The following is a 16,568-nucleotide window of genomic DNA, read 5'->3' on the forward strand; positions in this document are numbered from 1 at the left end:
GCCGGTCCGGAGGTGGTCTGGGCGACGTTCGCGGTGGGGGGTGCGGAAGACACAGGAGTCCGTTTCGGGGTAGCGCGACATGGACCTGTAGCGTCGCGGCGGGCACTACAGGCCTGGAAGTCAGGGGAGACTGCCGTGACAGCGGCTCAACGTGCGGTCAGGCGCAACCCCCGGACCAGGTACGGCCGGCAACATCGAAGGCAGGCCCTCTGTGAGGGGCGTCGACGGTGTCGCAGACCGTCGGTATCGGGCTGCTGGCCCCGGATGACTTCGGGCGGCCGCACGCTTCCGGAGCTTCTCGCTCCCTGGCGACAGGGAGGGTGCTGTGCTTCGCGTGCAAGGGGGAATGCTCTTGGCGGTGCCGCCCATCGCGCGCAGGTAAGGGACTGCGTTGTGGTTCCGTACGACTTGGCATGGCGAACCCCCGGTCACGTGAAGTCGGACCTCATCCACGCCCACTAAACCGACCGCGCGCGTGGTTTGATCGGGATCATGATTCACAGGAGGGCAACGAATTTCAATGTTGATGCACTGGGCACAGTTGAGGTTCGGATAATGAGCGGCAGCCGATCGCAGCGGCTGTCAGCCCGTCCCGTTCGGTCAGTGCTTGACAAGTGGGCTGGTCGGCGCCCTGATGGGGCGCACGATGGGACAGCGTGGAGGCCGGGGCATCCGGCGGGCTGACGTCGTCCGAACGCAACGCAGTGCGGCACAGCACCAGGAGGAAGAGATGCAGGCGGCAAGACAGCGGGGACCTCAGCAGCGAGCGATCGAGACCCGTGCACGGATCCTGCGTGGTGCTGGCCAACTGTTTGCCGACCGGCCCTACGACAGGGTCTCGATCCGCGACATCCAGGATGCGGCGGGCGTGAAGAAGGGTGCCCTGTACCACCACTTCCCCTCGAAGGCGGCCATCGCCGCCGCCGTGGTGGAGCACGGCTTCGTTCAAGAAGCCGCTGTCGGGCAGATCCCGCGGCTGCAGGACATCGTGGACGCCGGCATGGTGCTCGCCTACCGCACGCCTCGGATCTTCGAGGTCCGCGCGGCCTCGAGGCTGGCCACCGAACAGGACCACGAGTTCTTCGGCGCCCTGTGGCGGGGCTACATCCCGCTGGTCGCCGATCTACTGCGGCAGGCCGATGAATTGGGTGAACTGCTGCCCGGCGTGAGCCACGAGGAGACCAGCCGAGTCTGGGTCGCCACGTTCACCGGCCTCGACCTCATGCTCCGCAACGAGCGGACCCCAGGCGTACTGGAGAAGGACATCGCCGCGATGTTCCAGATCCTGGTGCGCGGCGTCGCCACCCCCGAGACCATCAACCGAATGGACATCACGAGCGACCGCGGGGAACGGCTGGTGAAGGCAGCTGCCCTCGAACAGGCGGAGGCACCTGAGGGCCAGCAAGGGGACTGAAGCCCCTCCAGGGGGCCACCCTCACCAGGTTCTGGCATGCGTCACGCCCAGCATCAAACCTGTCACGTGAGGTCGGCCGGCGCAGGCGCCGACCACTCGGCAACGGCACGGGGATCGCCAGTGGCCAACGACGGAAGGCCGCAGAATCGCCCGCTCCGGGTGCGGCGGAACCGGCAGAAGACGATCGCCGCGCATCGCCCGCAACTCACGCGCCGGGAGAGCATCGCACTACGCAAACATTCAGAAATCAGACAGGATTGCGAGAGTCTCTCGCTAAACCGACCAGGTGCGTGGTTTGATCGGATCCTACTCGACCCTGCTCGCCGGGTAAGGCACTCCGCCCGACTCTTGCAGTTGCTCCACGAGTCGGCCTATTCGGGCGTTCCAACGAAAGGGGAGGTAAGTGGATGTCTCCACCCAAGCCAGCCGGGCGCGAATATCAGGTGCTCTTACGGCATTACCGTAAAAGCCGAGCCCGGACCGATATCGGCCTCAAGACCCTCCCGCGGACACGAAACGGACCGAGGCCGCTGCGGCAAGCCGACCTCGACGAGGCTCTGGCAGGAGGCGCCGGCGTCTACCAAAAGTTCGAGTCCGGTGTGCTCGTACCGTCGCCCACATACCTGCGGCGTGTCTGCTTACTCCTTGGTTTCAGCGACGAAGACTATTACCGAGCACACCGTGACCTGTTCCCGGGCAGGAGGCCACCGCATGCGCTGAACCCACGCGACGAGGTATCCGCCCTGTGGCAGCGCATCGTCGACGGCCAAGCCGCCATGTCCTGCGTGATCAAGCAGGACGGTGAGATCGCCGCCTGCAACACGGCTTTCGCTTCGCTGTTCCCGCAACAGTCCAGGCCATCCAACCTTTGGCGGTGGCTGCTCCTGGATACTCGTGCCCGGGACCACGTGCTGACCGACTGGGATACGGCCTGGGCGTCCTACCTATTCGCCCGATTCGAGCTCGCCTCTACCTGCAGCCCTCACGCCCAGCACCTAGCTGATCTCCGTGACGAGGTCGGCGGCGACGATCGCCTGCAGAAGGCCCTCGCCGCGCAGAGCCGGGTCCCGACGGGTTGGGAGGAGGAAACCCTCCCCCTCCACCACCCGCAGCACGGCCCTGGCACCGTGAACACCATGACCGCCCACCTGGATCGATCCCCGGGCGCTCGGCTGATCACAGTCCTGTTCACCTCCGGCCCACCCCGTGACGCGTTGACCCCCGCCGTTCGCGTCGGCATCTGACGCCCGTCACCGCTCCGGCGCCGTCACGTACGCCCGTCGTGTTGCCTCCCTCAAGGCTCGGTCGCAGCCAGTCCCCCACCGAAAGGAAGCGCGTCGTGCTTCGCAGGCTCGTGCCCGCCGACCAGGTCTGGCTCACACACTTCATGGCCATGGAGGATCCTCTTCTTCACTCCCTCGAACTGCACGCTCAGGCCCTTTACCCCTCGCCGATCTACGAGAGTCTCGACTGGCCGGTCCTCGTCACCACCGCCTACCGAGCCTGGGAACGTATCTTCCGCGGCCTACCGCAGCCCATGCGCAACCTGGCGATACGCACAAAGCAGGGAGAACCGTTCTTCCCCGGCGACCCCAACACGGGGTACGTGCTGCGCGACCTGAGCGGCTCCTGCCACACCCCGCTGTACCACCTGAGCGTCACCCCCGAGGACCTGAACGACCTCACCTGCCTGCTCCACCGCCTGCGCTTCGCCCTGAGTAGCGGCGCCGACCTCGAGCTTGTCGACTCGCTCCAGCAGGTTGCAGGCGACATGTCCGTCACCAGGAAAAACGGAACGCCCCCGCCCGCGCGTTGCGTCGAAGACTTTGAACGCGCCCTGAACGTTCTTCACCTGGTACCGGATGACATCCTGCTCTGCTGTATCCCCGACTTGGTCACAGCGGCGAACCAAGGCGTCGTGATGGACGAAACCCAGGAAGCCTCATGCCGCCGCTTCAGCGAGCACATCTCCTTGGCGGTCACGGGCGGCGAACCGTGGGAATTGCTCATGCACCGGGGCATCAACTCCTGACAGCACACCGAATCTGTGACGGCCAGCGAGCCTCCGGAGAACAGCTGACCAGACCAGCAATCTGCCAGCCCCGCCAATTCGGTCGGAGTGATGAGACACCGCTGATCGTTTCCTGTCGGGACGGGATGATCTCGGCCCCCGGGCATGACACCGTCCTGGCACGGGAGTCCGGTCACCCACACCATCTAATCATGGTCGGCAAGGACGAAGTACCGATCAGCCAGTGGGCCGGGCAGGTGAGGCGTGTCCAAGAGCACGACCTGCGGTGATGACTCTGCGGGATGACCGGACGTCAGCGTTCGTCGTGGCAGGGAAGACCGGCGCCTACCATGCCGCACGGGCCGGGGCGCCGCGGCAGGACGTACGACGTCAGTGCCTGTCCTCTTCCGGGACCTGTGCCGGCCGTTGTCGTAGGAGGCTGTAGCCCAGGGTCGTCAGCAGCCGGCGACCCACGTCGTTGACTTCCTCATCCCTGGTCGGTTCGGCGAAGGTTGCGAAGAGTGCAGCGGACGCGGACGCGGCCATCTGCGCACGGGGTTACAGATGGTTGGGCCAGGTCTCGCTGTGCACGACGCGGGCGCGTTCCAAGTTCGCGGGCCTGCCGCTGGTGACGTGGGTGATGGCGTGGCACGTGACCTCGGTGTGGGTGATGACAGCATCAACCGAGAGCGGCGTCCCGGTGCCCGACGGCGCCGCACCGAAGTCACCGACGAAGTCGGCCTGGACGACGTCGTATTCGGCGTCGAGGCGGCGTTCGTACTCCAGCGTGAAGACGCCGTTGTGGATGGCACCCTGCGCGCTAACCCGGTCGCCGAACGGATCGATCACGCCTGTGGCGTCGGCCTCCTGGACGACGAGCACTATTCCGTCGGGTGCGCCTCCCTGGTCGTCGACGTAGTCGACCGTGCCATCCGCGAAACTCGGGATTGCCTCGGTGAGCGGCCAGCCTTGTGCCGTGCTGCTCTCCGCTCATGTCTGGTTGGCTACCCCGGTGACCAGGCGCGTGCGGTATGGGCCAGGGTCCAGCGCGAGCTGCGGTGTGGAGAAAGGGGCGGCTTGTCACATGGGGCGCTTCGCAGTGGCCAGTACACCAAGGACGCCGTGTACACACTACAGAATCAAGTCATAGAAATTTTCAGTTGTACCTGGCACTGTATCGGGCATACTAGGGGAAGCGCATATCGCGTTCAGGTGCAGAAGGCCCCGGCAATCCCGCCGGGGCCGTACTGCTCTCCCGGGCTTCGATCAGGCGACGGGTGCAAGTCGGCCCGACTTTTTGGGGGGCCGCTTCTGGTAATTCGGAACCTTGATCGGTGGCAGCGTGCCGTTGATGACAGCCCTGCCCAAGGTGGTGCCCATCTCCTGCTCGCTGGCGTATCCAGCGATGGCCGGGTTGAGTGAGTAGCGGTGCCCACGGCCGGGCCGAATGACCAGACCGCGGTCGGACAACAGCGCCATCGCACGGCTGACCACCGAGGGCAGGATGTCGAGTTCCTCGGCGATCTCGGCCTGGGTGACGGGGACGGCACCGCCCGGCTGCTGCTTGCCCACCATGACGGCAAGCACATTGACCGCCGTGGGCGTCAGCTCCAGGCGAGGCAGCATAGCGAACAGATCCGTGGCCATCAGCATGTGGCTCGCTGGTCCTTTCGTCAGGCCTGGTCGAGAGGGAACAGGTGCAGTTCGTCAGGGAAACCGTCGAGGTCCAGGCTACGCAGTTCCCCCAGCAGGGCGGCGTGGGTGTCGCCATTACCGTTGTACGCGATCGTGGGGTTCAGTTGGTACTGCCCCCGCTTAAGCTTACGCACCAAGTTCATCTCGCACAGAGCGTTGAGCGCTGGGCCGACACTGGTCCGACCTGCACCAATCTCCTCTGAAAGTTCCTGTTGCGTGGCTTGGATGAGTCCCCTCTCCTGCCGGCCGATGAGATTCGAGAGCACCGCAGCCTGAAGTTTGGTGATCCGCCCGCTCATCAGGGCTTGAGGCAGAACGTGCCGGGCGAAGAAGTTTGAAACCAGGCTGTACCCGTCCTTGCCGAGCATGTCGTGCGGAGCACGACGGTAGAAGACCGTCCTGGCCTCGTACACCCGGCTCGGCAGCGTCCCGGCATAACGGTGAGCGATCTCAGCAGCCAGATCAGTGTGGTGTTCATGCCCGGCTGGCTGCAGTGGTGCTGGAGAGGGTGACCCTCTGCGACGAAGCGGGCGGGCAGGTTCTGGCACCGGCATGATCCTTTCGCGTTCAGGTAAGCAGCACACTAGCGAAAACTTCGCACCAGTGCGATGAATGCTTCGCCGTGTCGCGAAGTTTTTGTCGGCGGCCACCGACATTCCCGAGAGACCTCCGAGTCGATCACGTCACGCTGCCACCACCCGAGCACTTCGCACCGTTGCGAAGCCGGTCCACAAACTTCGCAACGGTGCGAAGTTTGTGGAAGAAGTGTCTGGCGCAATGGCACCTTGGCAACGCCGATATGTCGGCGAAGACCGACATTTGCATATGTAAACCAGCAGGTCAGAAGCCTGAATCGCTGCCAAACCTCTTACTAAAAAGTTGCTCACCATCGTGGCTGGGCAATGGTCCCCGCCGATGTCTTATGGTTTGTCTCCGATATACCGTGTGACGCCTTTGCCAGGATCGAACCACAGTGACCACAATCATCTGGCTCGACCGAGTTCAAACTGATAAACGCTGTTCTGGACACTCCTGGCCCCAGTACAACCTCAGCACCAGGTTCGGGGGCAACTGCTCAGGAGGCCCCCCTGGGCCTCTGGTGCGCGTAGGGAGCTTGCGACCGGAGCGCAGAGCAGGCGGCAGCTCTGGCGGGTCCAGCGCCGCCTGGGCGCTGGCGCGGGGTCCAGGGCCGGCGTGAGGCCCTGGGATCACGATCCGCAGCAATAGTCGATGAGAACCCACAACCATCTCCGCCGCCGGTTGACCACCGCAGGTGCAACCCAAACCCCCGGGGCAAGTCCCTGCTCCAACAAACCGGCCACCTGCCACCACCGGGAACGACCCGATACCGTACCGATGAAGATCTTGCGGATGGAGCTGGTCAGCCCGGCGTGGACGTCGGAGATCACGAGCTGGGCCCCGGTCAGGCCGCGGATGCGCAAGGAGCGTAGGAAACCGGTCCAGAACACGGCTTCCTCGCTGTCGCCGACGGCGAAGCCGAGGATCTCGCGGCGTCCGTCAGCACTGACGTCGGTGGCGATCACCACGGCCTGAGAGACCACCCGGTGGTTGACCCGGGCCTTGCAGTAGGTAGCGTCCAGGAACACATACGGGAAGGTGGTGTGGCCCAGCGGCCGCTCACGAAACAGCCGGATTTCCTCGTCCAGGCCCGCGCAGATCCGTGAGACCTCCGACTTGGAGATGCCGCTGTCCGCGCCGAGGGCCTTGACCAGGTCGTCGACCGCGCGGGTGGACACCCCGTGCAGGTAGGCCTCCATCACCACGGCGAACAGGGCCTGGTCGATGCGTCGGCGGCGCTTGAGGAGGGAGGGGAAGAACGAGCCGGCCCGCAGTTTGGGGATCTGCAATTCGATGTCGCCGGCCGCGGTGGTCAGCAGCCGCTCGCGGTGGCCATTGCGCTGTGTGGTCCGTTCCGGGGTGCGCTGATGCGGGGCCGCACCGATCACCGCGGTTGCCTCCGCCTCGATCAATGCCTGCAGCACGGCCTGCAGGGCGCGGCGGATCACGTCGTCACTGTCCGATGCGCGCAGTGACTCCAACAGGGCAGACTGGTCGAGAGCCATCGTGTGCGTCCTTCGCGTCGAGAACCTTGGTCGGATCTCGCTGACCGTCACACGATGGCCCGCCCCACGCCAGGGGCCTCACCAAGACCATCCCAGAGTTACGCCACTCCAAGAGACCCGATCCCGACGCTGCCATAGTGTGAAACCTCAAGGCATCGCCGACCCGCAAGGAAACCCTGTGGATCTGCCGCGCCCTGCCTGCCCGTACCCACGACCTCACGACGGCCCGTAGCCGGCGCATTGTGACCATGCCTCAATCGCTGAGCCCCATCTCCCGGCAAGCACGCTGCAGCCCAAACGCCTGTCGTCGACAATCAAAACCATCCTCATCCGGCCGAGGTCCGCGAAACCGGATCGAGCTCGCAAGCAGAAACGGCGAAAACATCACGAAGAGGATGTCTACCTGTCAATGACTGCTATTAGTGCTCGCTCTGAAGCGATGGGGTGGTCTCGCTGTTCACCGTCATTCGACGGGCAGGACTATCCCGAGTTCAAGCATCGCAGGAGAGGCGGGGCCGCCTTCGGAGCGCTGCGTCTTGTAGCCCTTCACCTGCGGCCTGATGGTGCGCGGGTCAACCGCCTCAGAAGGCGCTCCGGTGGCGTAGAGTCCTTGGGGCTGTTGGTCACGGTCGTGGGGAAGCAACCAGAAGACACGGCGGCGGAAGGTACCAGAGGCCCGAGAGGGCTTTGCATCCTTGCCAAGAACCGCGTAGCCGACCATGCGGCCGTCGCGATGGTAAGCGGGTTTGCCTCGGCGCGAGGGCAAACGATCCAGAGATTGGCGAACGTAGTCGAGTTCCGTGGGGTCTTCAAGCCACACGAGTTCAGTCTCGTGTGCGAGTTCCTCAGGGTCGATCAGCGCGCTCACGGCCGCCGCTCCTCACTAGCCAGGTCGGTCATCAGGCCAATGCCCGGATAGTACTTACGTGAATTGGACAGGACCATCTCCTTCGGTGAGGCCATACCCAGGGTCTCACGGACTCTGGCGGCAAACGCGCGGGCGGAGACAGGGTTGGCTCCTTCAAAGCCACACCAGCGGGTGTAGGCGCCGTACAGCTGAGCTTGTTCGGCCCGTAGGCCGTCCCCGATCTTGCATGCTTCGGTCAGGAAGCGCCCTACGTGGTCTTCGGTCTCGGCGTAAGCGGTGGTCGCGACCTGAACCCGGTCCGGGCCAGCGAGGTCCTTCTCGCCGGTGAAGTAGCGACGAGCGCCGTCGACAAGCCAGGCCAGGATGCCGGGACCTTCCTCACGCACCAACACACTTGCCAGGTTGTCGATCTTGCGTTCCTCGGGTACCACCCGCTCGAACGGGATGAGACGCATACGGCGCCAGAAGGCGAAGCCGCCGGTGTTGACCTCGGGGCGGTGGTTGCCCAGCAGCCACAATTTGTGGGTGGGGTGGAAGGAGAAAAAGTCCTGCCGCATGCGGCGAGCCTTGAGTTTGTCGCCTCCCGTGAGGAGTTTGACACGGGCTTCGTCGAAACGGTCGCCAGGCTTGAGCTCGGAACAGACGATGATGCGACGGCCGTGGAGCTCGGCAAGATCGGTCGGGTGCCCTTCAAAGACCTTTGCCATCAGGAATCCGGGCGGGGCTGCGTCGGCGTAGTCGCCCATCAGCTGCAGCATGACGTCCAGCAGCACGCTCTTGCCGTTCTTACCGTGTCCGTACAGAAACGGCATCACCTGGGCTCCGACATCGCCACTGATCGAATAGCCGAGGAGGATGTGAAGGAAGTCCGCAGTACGCAGGCCCTCCGCATCGGTGCCGAACGTGTCGTCCAGGAACCGCTGCCAACGCGGTGTGGGCATGGATTTTGGGGCCACAGTGGTGGAACGGGAATGGTGCTGGGTGGCCGGGTCAGGGGGGATCAGCGCTCCTGTGCGGAGGTCTACCACGCCTTCGGGCGTACATAGAGCGTAAGAATCGGCGTCCAGCAGGTTAGCGTTCATAACCATGCCCGGTGATGCCTTGGCCTGCATCAGCAGAGCGTTCATGCCAGATGTGGATAGAGCTCGGCGACGGTGTCGGCGCAGGTCGGCGCTGGTGTAGTTGCCCGTGGGGTCGTTTGTCGCGATGGCTTCGGCCATCTCTCCGACAGCCCAGAGCACCGTGTCTTCCTCGTCCAATTGCCAACGGTGCCCCGCCCAGCGATACCAGCCCAAGCCCGGTACGTGCCGGTAGTCGTGCCCGTAAAGGTGGACGAAGAGCTTGGCGTTGCCTCGGTCACTGAGGGAATCCGGGAGAAGCCCGTGGGCAGTTGCCGGCTGGAAAGTGATAGGCGTAGGCGAGACCTGTGCTGGGAAGCCCGGAATGGAGAGTGCTTCCGGGACCGGAGCCGCGAGGATTTGCTGGGCCGCGGCCGACGCGTCGAATTCGCCCGTTCCTGGCTCGGTCGGCGTCATGAGGTTTGTCCTTCGAGGTGGAGCGGTCGCCGAGTGCCGGCATCGAGTCCACTACGGATGATCTGTGCACAGCGCCGTGCCTGGCCCGGGCGAGCGTACAGCGCGGCATCCATGAGTATCCGCTCTGCGGCGGTGGCGTTCAGATAACCGCCGGCCGCCAGTCCCCCGACGGTGTACGCGGCGCGGTTGAGCTTCTCGGAGAATCCAGCGCCTTCGGTGGCCTGAGCGCAGGCGGTTACGTCAGCGAGGACCGTCTCCAAGACCCGGGCGGCCCGGTTACGACCACCACCACCAGCTGCGATAACAGCTTGGCGAGCTCGCTGAGGAACAGGCTGGGGAGAGAGCGGGCGCCGCGGCTCTGGAATATCGAGGTGACCTGTCCGTACGAGTTCGTTGGCCAGCCACTCCGGCAGCGGGGCTGGGACCCGGGCTTGGCCGATGCGCGTGTAGGTACCGACGGACGTAGTGGTTCCGGGGGCGATGATGTAACCGCCTTCAGCACGGACATCGACCTGCCAAGCCAAAGCGCGCCCGCTGCTGGACCCGGTGGAGCACAGGAAACGATATGCGGCATCAGCGCTGTACCAGATGTGCAAGCCACCTGACGGGGTTCTGACGCGGAGCGTGCCCTCGTCAGAGCACGGGTCGGGTTGGCCGCGCAAGGCCGCAAGCAGGGCGAGGGTATGAAAGCCGTGACTCAGGCCGGTTAGGTCGACCTGGTCATGGATGGGGATCCCAGGCAAGAGCCGATCCCGCTCTGGAAGGGGTTTGGGATGGACATCGACATCCAGGACCACAAGCCCGGCCGGCCCACAGGCGACTCCCACACCAAAACGGGGATCAACAGCCCACCAAGCGTCGAGCCGGCCAGGGTCCGTGGTCGCAGCGCGGAAACCATGGCACCAGCGACCAGCAGTAATACACGAACAGCCACTGTGGGTATGCCGCCGGTCCCGGCATGCCCCGCAATTGGCAGCGGGAGTCTTACGACCGGGAGCGAGCGGCAGTACCGGCCAGCCTTGGGCAGCACACCAGCGGGCAAAAGTGAGCGTGCCTGAGCGCTGCTCGTAGCGGCCGTTCTCAGCCAGGCTCGGGGGCACGGCATCCTTCCGGTTCGTTCAGTCGCTTCGAGATCCGAGCCGAGCAGACAGGCGAGGAGGAGAAGAACTCCTGGTCAGCTGGCTCGTGAGCGGTTCGGAGCGACCGAAGCGACTCAACATCCAAACAGGGTCAACATAGATTAGCGAAGGACGGATCGGCGGTGTGCCACACCGACCGAAGCAGGATGTTGTCCCCTGCTCAAGTCGGGGCGGAGCGATCGAAAGATGCTTCGGTCGCTCGTCTTGTAGCGACAAAAGTCCAGGTCAGGAGGCTCTTGGAGCGTGTCAGCGACTGAAGCGACCGAAGCTCTGGTATATGACGCGCACACGCACGCGCAGGAATGTCGTCATAGTTCCAATGCTGAGTCGCTTCAGTCGCTGTCTTCGAGCTCTACCCCGCCTGACCTGGTCTTTTACCAGAGACCGAGAAGCAGCTACTGTCCAGCGACTCAAGTTGGCACGCCGTCCCCTTGTGGGAAGGAGGGAGACCGGCTGAAGGTGACAGGAGGCGTTTTGCGGCCTCGGTCGCTGCGAGACAAGCGCAGCTCACGAAGTACGACACCTCTCTACCAGCGACCGAAGCGACTCAAGGTGGGTACTGCCTTTGCTGACTGTGTGTGTCAGCGGCAATCCCACGCTCCGGTCGCTTCAGTAGCTGGCTTCCGGCGTCGACGTGCTGCCGTCAGGCACGACCTCTGTCGGTCGGTGAAAAGTGAGCCCTCCCGTGATCGGGCTGACAACAGGCGCTTTTCACCGTGTGGAGGCACGTCAGTCGAGGAGATTGCTTGGTGGAGGAGTTGGCCGGGCCGTGGCAGGCCGCTGTCGAGGGTCGCCGTCACGGCACACGTGGTGGGGCAAGGAAGCGTGCGGCAGGGGCAGGCGCCGCGTGTCCCGCGTCAAGTAACTGGCAGGTTTTCGGGTTCGGGAAAGTTGGGGACGAGAGGGTCGGCGGCGCCGGTGTGGACGTCGTGGGGGCGGTTCCAGGCGAGTGCCTCGTGGGGCCGGACGGTGTTGTAATCGGTCCGGTAGTCCTCGGCGTGGCGGACCAGGTCGAGGGCGTCGGGTATCTCCTCGAGGAACAGCTTCTCGTACTTCAGCGAGCCGAAGCCGCGCTCGCGTGAGCCGGTCTGCCCTGGCGTTCGGACCCGGGTGCGGACGTGCCGCAGCTCGGGGCGGGTGGCGATGAATGCCTCGAAGCGGAACGAGCGGAACGGTCCGCCGTTGTCGGTGACGATCGTGACCAGCGGCTGCACCGCGCCGTCGGCGTCGCGTGGGGCGAGGTCGGCAAGCGGCCTGCCGGCCAGCAGCGCGGCCTCGGCCAGGGCGAGCTCGACGGCGGCGATCGCGTCGTGCTGGTTTGCGGTGGGCGAGATGTGCCAGCCCAGTTCGTACTTCGACCAGTAGTCGCGGCAGCCGGCCAGCCGCCAGGTGCCGCCGGCGGTGGTCTCGAACTCGGAGAAGTCGAGTTGCCAGACCTGGTTCGGGCCGATCGGCTCGGTGGCGAACGCCGCTTTGCGCCGCGCCGCGAGTTGCCGACGTTCGCGCTGGTAGTTCGCCTCCAGTAGAAGGCCCTCGTCGCGCAGCAGCCGCAGCACGGTGGCCTGCGAGACGTGATGGCCGTCCCATCGGCACATCGCCCACACCTTGCGATGCCCCCACGCCGGATGCGCGAGCGCGTGCCGACGTGCGGTGTCCCGGACCTGCTCGCGGGCCGGACGCGGCCACGACCCCCGCGGCTCGGCGTCGCGGCGGGCACGGGCCTGATGGCGGCGCCAGGTCCGCTCGGGCACGCCGATCAGACGGCAGAACCTCGCGGTCGGCATGCCCGCATCGATGCGGATCACCTAATGGCGTTGCAAGCGGGGCCCAGAAGCCGGGAGACCCATGGATCACGGCGACCTTCGAGTCCTTCCTCGAGACCGGTGCGAGCGCTGACGGAGCCCCGCTGCATCGCCTAGCGTCGCCCTGGTCGAAGCGGGTGGCATCCGTGGATGCCCGTGAACCGTCGAGTTCTCCCTGGCGACGAGGAGCCGCCCACTTGCAGCCTTGGGCACAGACCGCTTGTCAGATGTCGGACCCGACGAGTCCTTCCATTAGGGCGAGGCAAACCCGAGGCGGACCTGCATGACGAGACCAGGACCGGCGAAGGGAAACGTGAATGAGGGTGACCTGCGGCATCGACTGGGCCGACGACCACCATGACGTGGCGCTGGTGGACGAGCGCGGCCAGGTGCTGGCACAGCTGCGCATCGGCGACGATCCGGCAGGGCTGGCCCGGCTGCTGGAGGTGCTGGCCGACCACGGAGACTGCGATGGCGCGATGATCCCCGTCGCGATCGAGACCAACCACGGCCTGCTGGTGGCCACGCTGCGGGCGACGGGCCGTCCGGTCCATGCGATCAACCCGCTCGCTGCCGCCCGCTATCGTGAGCGATCGGCTCCTTCCCGGTCCAAGTCCGACCGGGCCGACGCGATTGCCCTGGCCAACATCCTTCGCACCGACGCCGACCAACACCGCCGCTTGCCGGACGACAGTGACCTGGTGCGCGCAATCGCGGTCCTGGCCCGTGCTCACCAGGACACTGCCTGGGCCATCCAGCAGTTGTCGAACCAAGTCCGTTCGCTGCTGCGAGAGTTCTTCCCCGCGGCACTCACCGCGTTCGCCGGGCTGTCCAACGGCGGACTGACCCGGCCGGACTCCAGAAACTGGCGCTTCCAGTTCCCGACCGACTGCTCGGACACCTTCGCCCGCCGCGCGGCCTCGGCAACGGTCATCTCACCGGCCAGGATCGACAGAACGATCCGGACCTTCTCCTCCGGCGGCACCGCCGGCGGTCTCACCATGATCGATCAGACTCCTTCACGGGACAGGACCCGCAAGAAACGAGCCCTGCCACAAAGTCTGACGCGGGACACCGAAACGCACCCAGGGTACCGTCCTGTGCTTTGCGATGTCACCGAAGACTCCACTCCCCCACCGCATTGAACCGAATGGCCGCCAACGAACAGGGTCGTCCCACGACATGGCGTAGGGGATTATGCGCTGCACCTTCGGGTACGAGGCTCATGGTGGTGTAGACGCGTCAGCCTGCGAAGTCCGTCAGCGAGGGGTTAGTTCCTGGCTGGGCGGAGCTACTGATTCGGGCTTGGCGGATTCCGGTGCCTTGATTCTCAAAACTCTCCCTGCGGGAGCCCGCCAGGAGCAGCAAGGGGATTCCTTGTCTGATACTCGAGGTTGAGTCGATTGGCAGTAGCCGTTTGGCGTCGCTGTCGGCTGTGCGAAGCCTCGAGAACAAGTCGGGCAAGCGACGACAGCTCGAGAAGGCCAATTCACCTATCACCTGTCAAGCAGGTGACGTAGCTCTGACTACCGAGTAGTGTGGTGATGTGATTCATGCATTCCCTTGTGGGACGCTAGCCCTGGACTTGCTGGGAACCCTACGTGAGCGACGCAACCCCGTACCGAAGGAATGGCTGGGAACCCCCAAGCTCCTTGATTCCTGGTTTGTTGAGTCCGGGCTGATGGACCGAGAGCCCGGCTCCGACGCGTCGGACTTGGCGGCGACGCTGGCCCTGCGGGAGTCGGTTTACGCATTGGTTGAGGCGCGGCTCGCCGGCAGGGGGCTCCCCGCGGAAGCAGTTGCGGTGGTAAATCGACATGCCGAACAGGTCCCCGTGTTGGCACAGTTGGGCCCCAGAGGCGCGAGTCGCTCCGGCTCGGCGTCGCAGGGCCTAGCGGCTATTGCCCGCGAAGTGGTTGAGATTATTGGGGGCCGAGATGCGGAGCTGCTGCGTGAGTGCGGACGCCCAGAGTGTACGCAGGTCTACCTTGATCGCTCTCGGGGCGGCCGTCGAGAGTGGTGCGCAATGAGCACTTGCGGGAACCGGGTGAAGGCGGCTGCCTTTCGGGCGCGCCGCCGCAGTCTGGCGGAAGTGTGATGGAGTGAGACCGCCTCGACATCCATGAGCAACGACGAGTGGCCCTCGGTTGGTGGACTACAGCAGAAGAAGTCCAGCTGGAACCTGCCAGCGGCCTGGCACATCGCCCTACCAAGGGCTTCGTCAAGACCGGGGCCCGTACGGGTCTTCGGTGCAACTCCCCGTGCCCCGCAGGCGGGGCTCTGAGCTGCCTGTCGAGCGGTTTGGAGGAAGCTGCGGCATGAGGGTGGGGTTCCGTATACGCGGAGGAGGGCTGATCAAGATCCCTTGTTGTTACGGAGCCACCTTGTCCGTCGAAGCCGGATCATGTCCGTCTGTTCGGTCAGGACGGCGCCGACCAGGCGGATCAGGGTGGTGCGGTCGGGGAAGGTGCCGACCACGTCGGTGCGGCGGCGGATCTCCTTGTTCAGTCGTTTCTGCGGGTTGTTCGACCAGATCTGCCGCCAGTTCTCGCGCGGGAAGGCGGCAAACGCTGGCATGTAGTGCTGGGCGGCTTTGGGAAACCTCTTCTCCAGGGCGTCCGGGACCTGCTTCATCTGGGCTTGGGCGGCGTCTGCGTCGGGCTGTTCGAAGACCGTCCGCAGCAGCGCCGGCCCTGGTGTCCCACTCGCGCGGGCGATATCCGTTGCGCTGGTTGACGCGTTCGTCGCTGACCTGCCCGTATTCGGCGTTGCACAGCGCATCGGCCTCCGCGGACATGAGCGCGTCGGCGAACGTCTTGACCATCGCGCGCAGCAGATCGGGACTCGCCGCAGCGAGGTTCTCCTCGGCGAGGACGTGCAGGGGCAGACTGTCAGGTGCGGTCATCGTGCTGATCTCCTTCGAGGCTTCGACACTTCGAAGATCAGCCGGTGGCCGTTCGTCTATGCGGGCACCAACCCGGACGCCGGAGCAAACCCCCGCATCAGGTCCAACCCGCTACACCACTTCCAAGGACGCAACCGTCCTCGCCGTAGGTGTTCTGTGTGGCTGGTGGATCTCGCCTTCGTGTCCTGCCATCAGCACCCGCAGCGGCTAGTCATTGCTGTCCGTGTTGCCGCGCGTATGGCTGCGCTGTGAGGTCAGGATGACCAGGAAACGCGGTCCGGTTTGCGTGTCCTTGTGCGCGAGGAGAGTGGCGACGGCGGTCGGGCAGCGATCAGTAGAGTCGGGCCGTCCGTTCAGCTTGACGATGATGTGGCGGACTTCGACGACCAGCAGGCCCGGGTTGAATCGGCCTCGGAGTGCCCTGAATTGCCGGGACGTCAGCTGGTGCGCGGTCGCCCAAGTATTGTCTGGGGCGCTGATGGCCACCCAGCCGGTCCGGATCTTTCCTCGAACTCCTCGATGGCGACCGAGTTTCGGCAGTCGATGAGTCCGCCGGCGTAGATGAGGAGGTCGGTCAGGGAGCGCCGGGCCCCGGATGAGTACGCGCCATCAGCTTCCGGGCGGACGCCGCCGACGATGCGGTAGGCGACTTGGCTGTCGATCTTCCGGCGATTGTGTAGGAGCGGCTTCCGAGGAAGAAGTGCCCTTGCAGGTGCAGTCCCGTAAAGAGTCTGTGCTGACCAGGGAGGCTCCAGGGAAATGACCTGTCCGGCACCCCTCAGTTGACTGTCCTGGCGTGGCAGCCGTGCGAGGGCCAGCCACTCTTCGACGAGACGCACGGGTGTTCCGTCTCACCGAAGTTTGACCGGTGCCCTGCGTTTGCGGCTGTTGAGGCTGCGAGGGGGGGCGATGGTGGCTACACCTGCGCGGGCAAGCGGTGATGAGGCCCCGCGTACCCTAGCTGGGCCCTGACCTGCAGTGACTGCTACGCGTCGGGGGTGCCGTCCTCGGTCGTGATGTCGACGGCTGTCCCCTGTACGGCGGTCATGCCGAGAAGCCTCCCGAGGAATCAGCGGCGGGAGGCTGGTGCCATCGGCGCGGCATGCACGTCTCAT

At 65.1% G+C, this 16,568-nt stretch carries 12 protein-coding genes and 5 pseudogenes; 6 read left to right on the forward strand and 11 right to left on the reverse strand.

Going from position 1 to position 16,568, the window contains the following annotated elements; translation table 11 throughout:
* The first annotated feature begins 730 nt into the window (after positions 1-730).
* From AB0F62_RS37590 to AB0F62_RS37600, 3 genes are all read left to right on the forward strand, one after another.
* On the forward strand, positions 731-1,414 hold the full coding sequence (locus AB0F62_RS37590; RefSeq protein ID WP_361810109.1) for a helix-turn-helix domain-containing protein: 684 nt from the start codon (positions 731-733) through the stop codon (positions 1,412-1,414).
* 407 nt (positions 1,415-1,821) lie between these two features.
* The gene (locus AB0F62_RS37595; RefSeq protein ID WP_361810111.1) at positions 1,822-2,658 is read left to right on the forward strand and encodes a sulfotransferase; all 837 of its coding nucleotides are present in this window, start codon (positions 1,822-1,824) and stop codon (positions 2,656-2,658) included.
* A 95-nt stretch (positions 2,659-2,753) separates the two neighbouring features.
* Positions 2,754-3,446 carry a hypothetical protein gene (locus AB0F62_RS37600; RefSeq protein WP_361810113.1) on the forward strand — a complete coding sequence of 231 codons (693 nt, stop codon included), beginning with the start codon at positions 2,754-2,756 and terminating at the stop codon, positions 3,444-3,446.
* Positions 3,447-3,983: 537 nt separating this feature from the next.
* Here AB0F62_RS37600 and AB0F62_RS37605 read toward each other — a convergent pair.
* The 7 genes and pseudogenes from AB0F62_RS37605 to AB0F62_RS37635 all read right to left on the reverse strand — a co-directional run bounded on the left by AB0F62_RS37605 (position 3,984) and on the right by AB0F62_RS37635 (position 10,707).
* Positions 3,984-4,307 (reverse strand): hypothetical protein, encoded by a 324-nt coding sequence (locus tag AB0F62_RS37605; protein WP_361810115.1) that lies wholly within the window; start codon positions 4,305-4,307, stop codon positions 3,984-3,986.
* 384 nt (positions 4,308-4,691) lie between these two features.
* Positions 4,692-5,078: a helix-turn-helix domain-containing protein gene (locus tag AB0F62_RS37610; protein ID WP_361810117.1), complete on the reverse strand. Its 387-nt coding sequence runs from the start codon at positions 5,076-5,078 to the stop codon at positions 4,692-4,694.
* A gap of 20 nt (positions 5,079-5,098) precedes the next feature.
* Positions 5,099-5,770 carry a replication/maintenance protein RepL gene (locus AB0F62_RS37615; protein ID WP_361810119.1) on the reverse strand — a complete coding sequence of 224 codons (672 nt, stop codon included), beginning with the start codon at positions 5,768-5,770 and terminating at the stop codon, positions 5,099-5,101.
* A 699-nt stretch (positions 5,771-6,469) separates the two neighbouring features.
* Positions 6,470-7,204, reverse strand: a pseudogene (locus AB0F62_RS37620) (IS256 family transposase); the annotation flags it as partial.
* Positions 7,205-7,667: 463 nt separating this feature from the next.
* Positions 7,668-8,072 (reverse strand): DUF6009 family protein, encoded by a 405-nt coding sequence (locus tag AB0F62_RS37625; RefSeq protein WP_361810121.1) that lies wholly within the window; start codon positions 8,070-8,072, stop codon positions 7,668-7,670.
* Positions 8,069-9,607 (reverse strand): phage/plasmid primase, P4 family, encoded by a 1,539-nt coding sequence (locus AB0F62_RS37630; RefSeq protein ID WP_361810123.1) that lies wholly within the window; start codon positions 9,605-9,607, stop codon positions 8,069-8,071. Before AB0F62_RS37630 ends, AB0F62_RS37625 begins: the two co-directional genes overlap by 4 nt.
* The gene (locus AB0F62_RS37635; RefSeq protein ID WP_361810125.1) at positions 9,604-10,707 is read right to left on the reverse strand and encodes a bifunctional DNA primase/polymerase; all 1,104 of its coding nucleotides are present in this window, start codon (positions 10,705-10,707) and stop codon (positions 9,604-9,606) included. Before AB0F62_RS37635 ends, AB0F62_RS37630 begins: the two co-directional genes overlap by 4 nt.
* A 755-nt stretch (positions 10,708-11,462) precedes the next feature.
* Between AB0F62_RS37635 and AB0F62_RS37640 the strand changes: the two are divergent.
* Positions 11,463-11,591: pseudogene (locus AB0F62_RS37640) on the forward strand (IS5/IS1182 family transposase); the annotation flags it as partial.
* A gap of 12 nt (positions 11,592-11,603) precedes the next feature.
* Here AB0F62_RS37640 and AB0F62_RS37645 read toward each other — a convergent pair.
* Positions 11,604-12,530 carry an integrase core domain-containing protein gene (locus AB0F62_RS37645; protein ID WP_361810127.1) on the reverse strand — a complete coding sequence of 309 codons (927 nt, stop codon included), beginning with the start codon at positions 12,528-12,530 and terminating at the stop codon, positions 11,604-11,606.
* Positions 12,531-12,865: 335 nt separating this feature from the next.
* Between AB0F62_RS37645 and AB0F62_RS37650 the strand changes: the two are divergent.
* A pseudogene (locus AB0F62_RS37650) lies at positions 12,866-13,411 on the forward strand (IS110 family transposase); the annotation flags it as partial.
* Positions 13,412-13,440: 29 nt separating this feature from the next.
* Here AB0F62_RS37650 and AB0F62_RS37655 read toward each other — a convergent pair.
* Positions 13,441-13,551 (reverse strand): annotated as a pseudogene (locus AB0F62_RS37655) (helix-turn-helix domain-containing protein); the annotation flags it as partial.
* 543 nt (positions 13,552-14,094) lie between these two features.
* Here AB0F62_RS37655 and AB0F62_RS37660 point away from each other — a divergent pair.
* The gene (locus tag AB0F62_RS37660; protein ID WP_361810129.1) at positions 14,095-14,646 is read left to right on the forward strand and encodes an ABATE domain-containing protein; all 552 of its coding nucleotides are present in this window, start codon (positions 14,095-14,097) and stop codon (positions 14,644-14,646) included.
* Between the two features lie 314 nt (positions 14,647-14,960).
* Here AB0F62_RS37660 and AB0F62_RS37665 read toward each other — a convergent pair.
* A pseudogene (locus tag AB0F62_RS37665) lies at positions 14,961-15,453 on the reverse strand (transposase); the annotation flags it as partial.
* Between the two features lie 207 nt (positions 15,454-15,660).
* Positions 15,661-15,939: a hypothetical protein gene (locus AB0F62_RS37670; protein WP_361810131.1), complete on the reverse strand. Its 279-nt coding sequence runs from the start codon at positions 15,937-15,939 to the stop codon at positions 15,661-15,663.
* Positions 15,940-16,568 lie beyond the last annotated feature (629 nt).

The sequence above is a fragment of the Streptomyces sp. NPDC026673 genome (assembly GCF_040638135.1).
Classification (GTDB): Bacteria; Actinomycetota; Actinomycetes; order Streptomycetales; family Streptomycetaceae; genus Actinacidiphila.

Bases quoted from the DNA above. Each gene is read 5' to 3' on its own strand.
- AB0F62_RS37590 (WP_361810109.1), top strand. From the start codon at position 731: ATGCAGGCGGCAAGACAGCGGGGACCTCAGCAGCGAGCGATCGAGACC.
- AB0F62_RS37595 (WP_361810111.1), top strand. From the start codon at position 1,822: ATGTCTCCACCCAAGCCAGCCGGGCGCGAATATCAGGTGCTCTTACGG.
- AB0F62_RS37610 (WP_361810117.1), bottom strand. From the start codon at position 5,078: ATGCTGATGGCCACGGATCTGTTCGCTATGCTGCCTCGCCTGGAGCTG.
- AB0F62_RS37630 (WP_361810123.1), bottom strand. From the start codon at position 9,607: ATGACGCCGACCGAGCCAGGAACGGGCGAATTCGACGCGTCGGCCGCG.
- AB0F62_RS37645 (WP_361810127.1), bottom strand. From the start codon at position 12,530: ATGCCGACCGCGAGGTTCTGCCGTCTGATCGGCGTGCCCGAGCGGACC.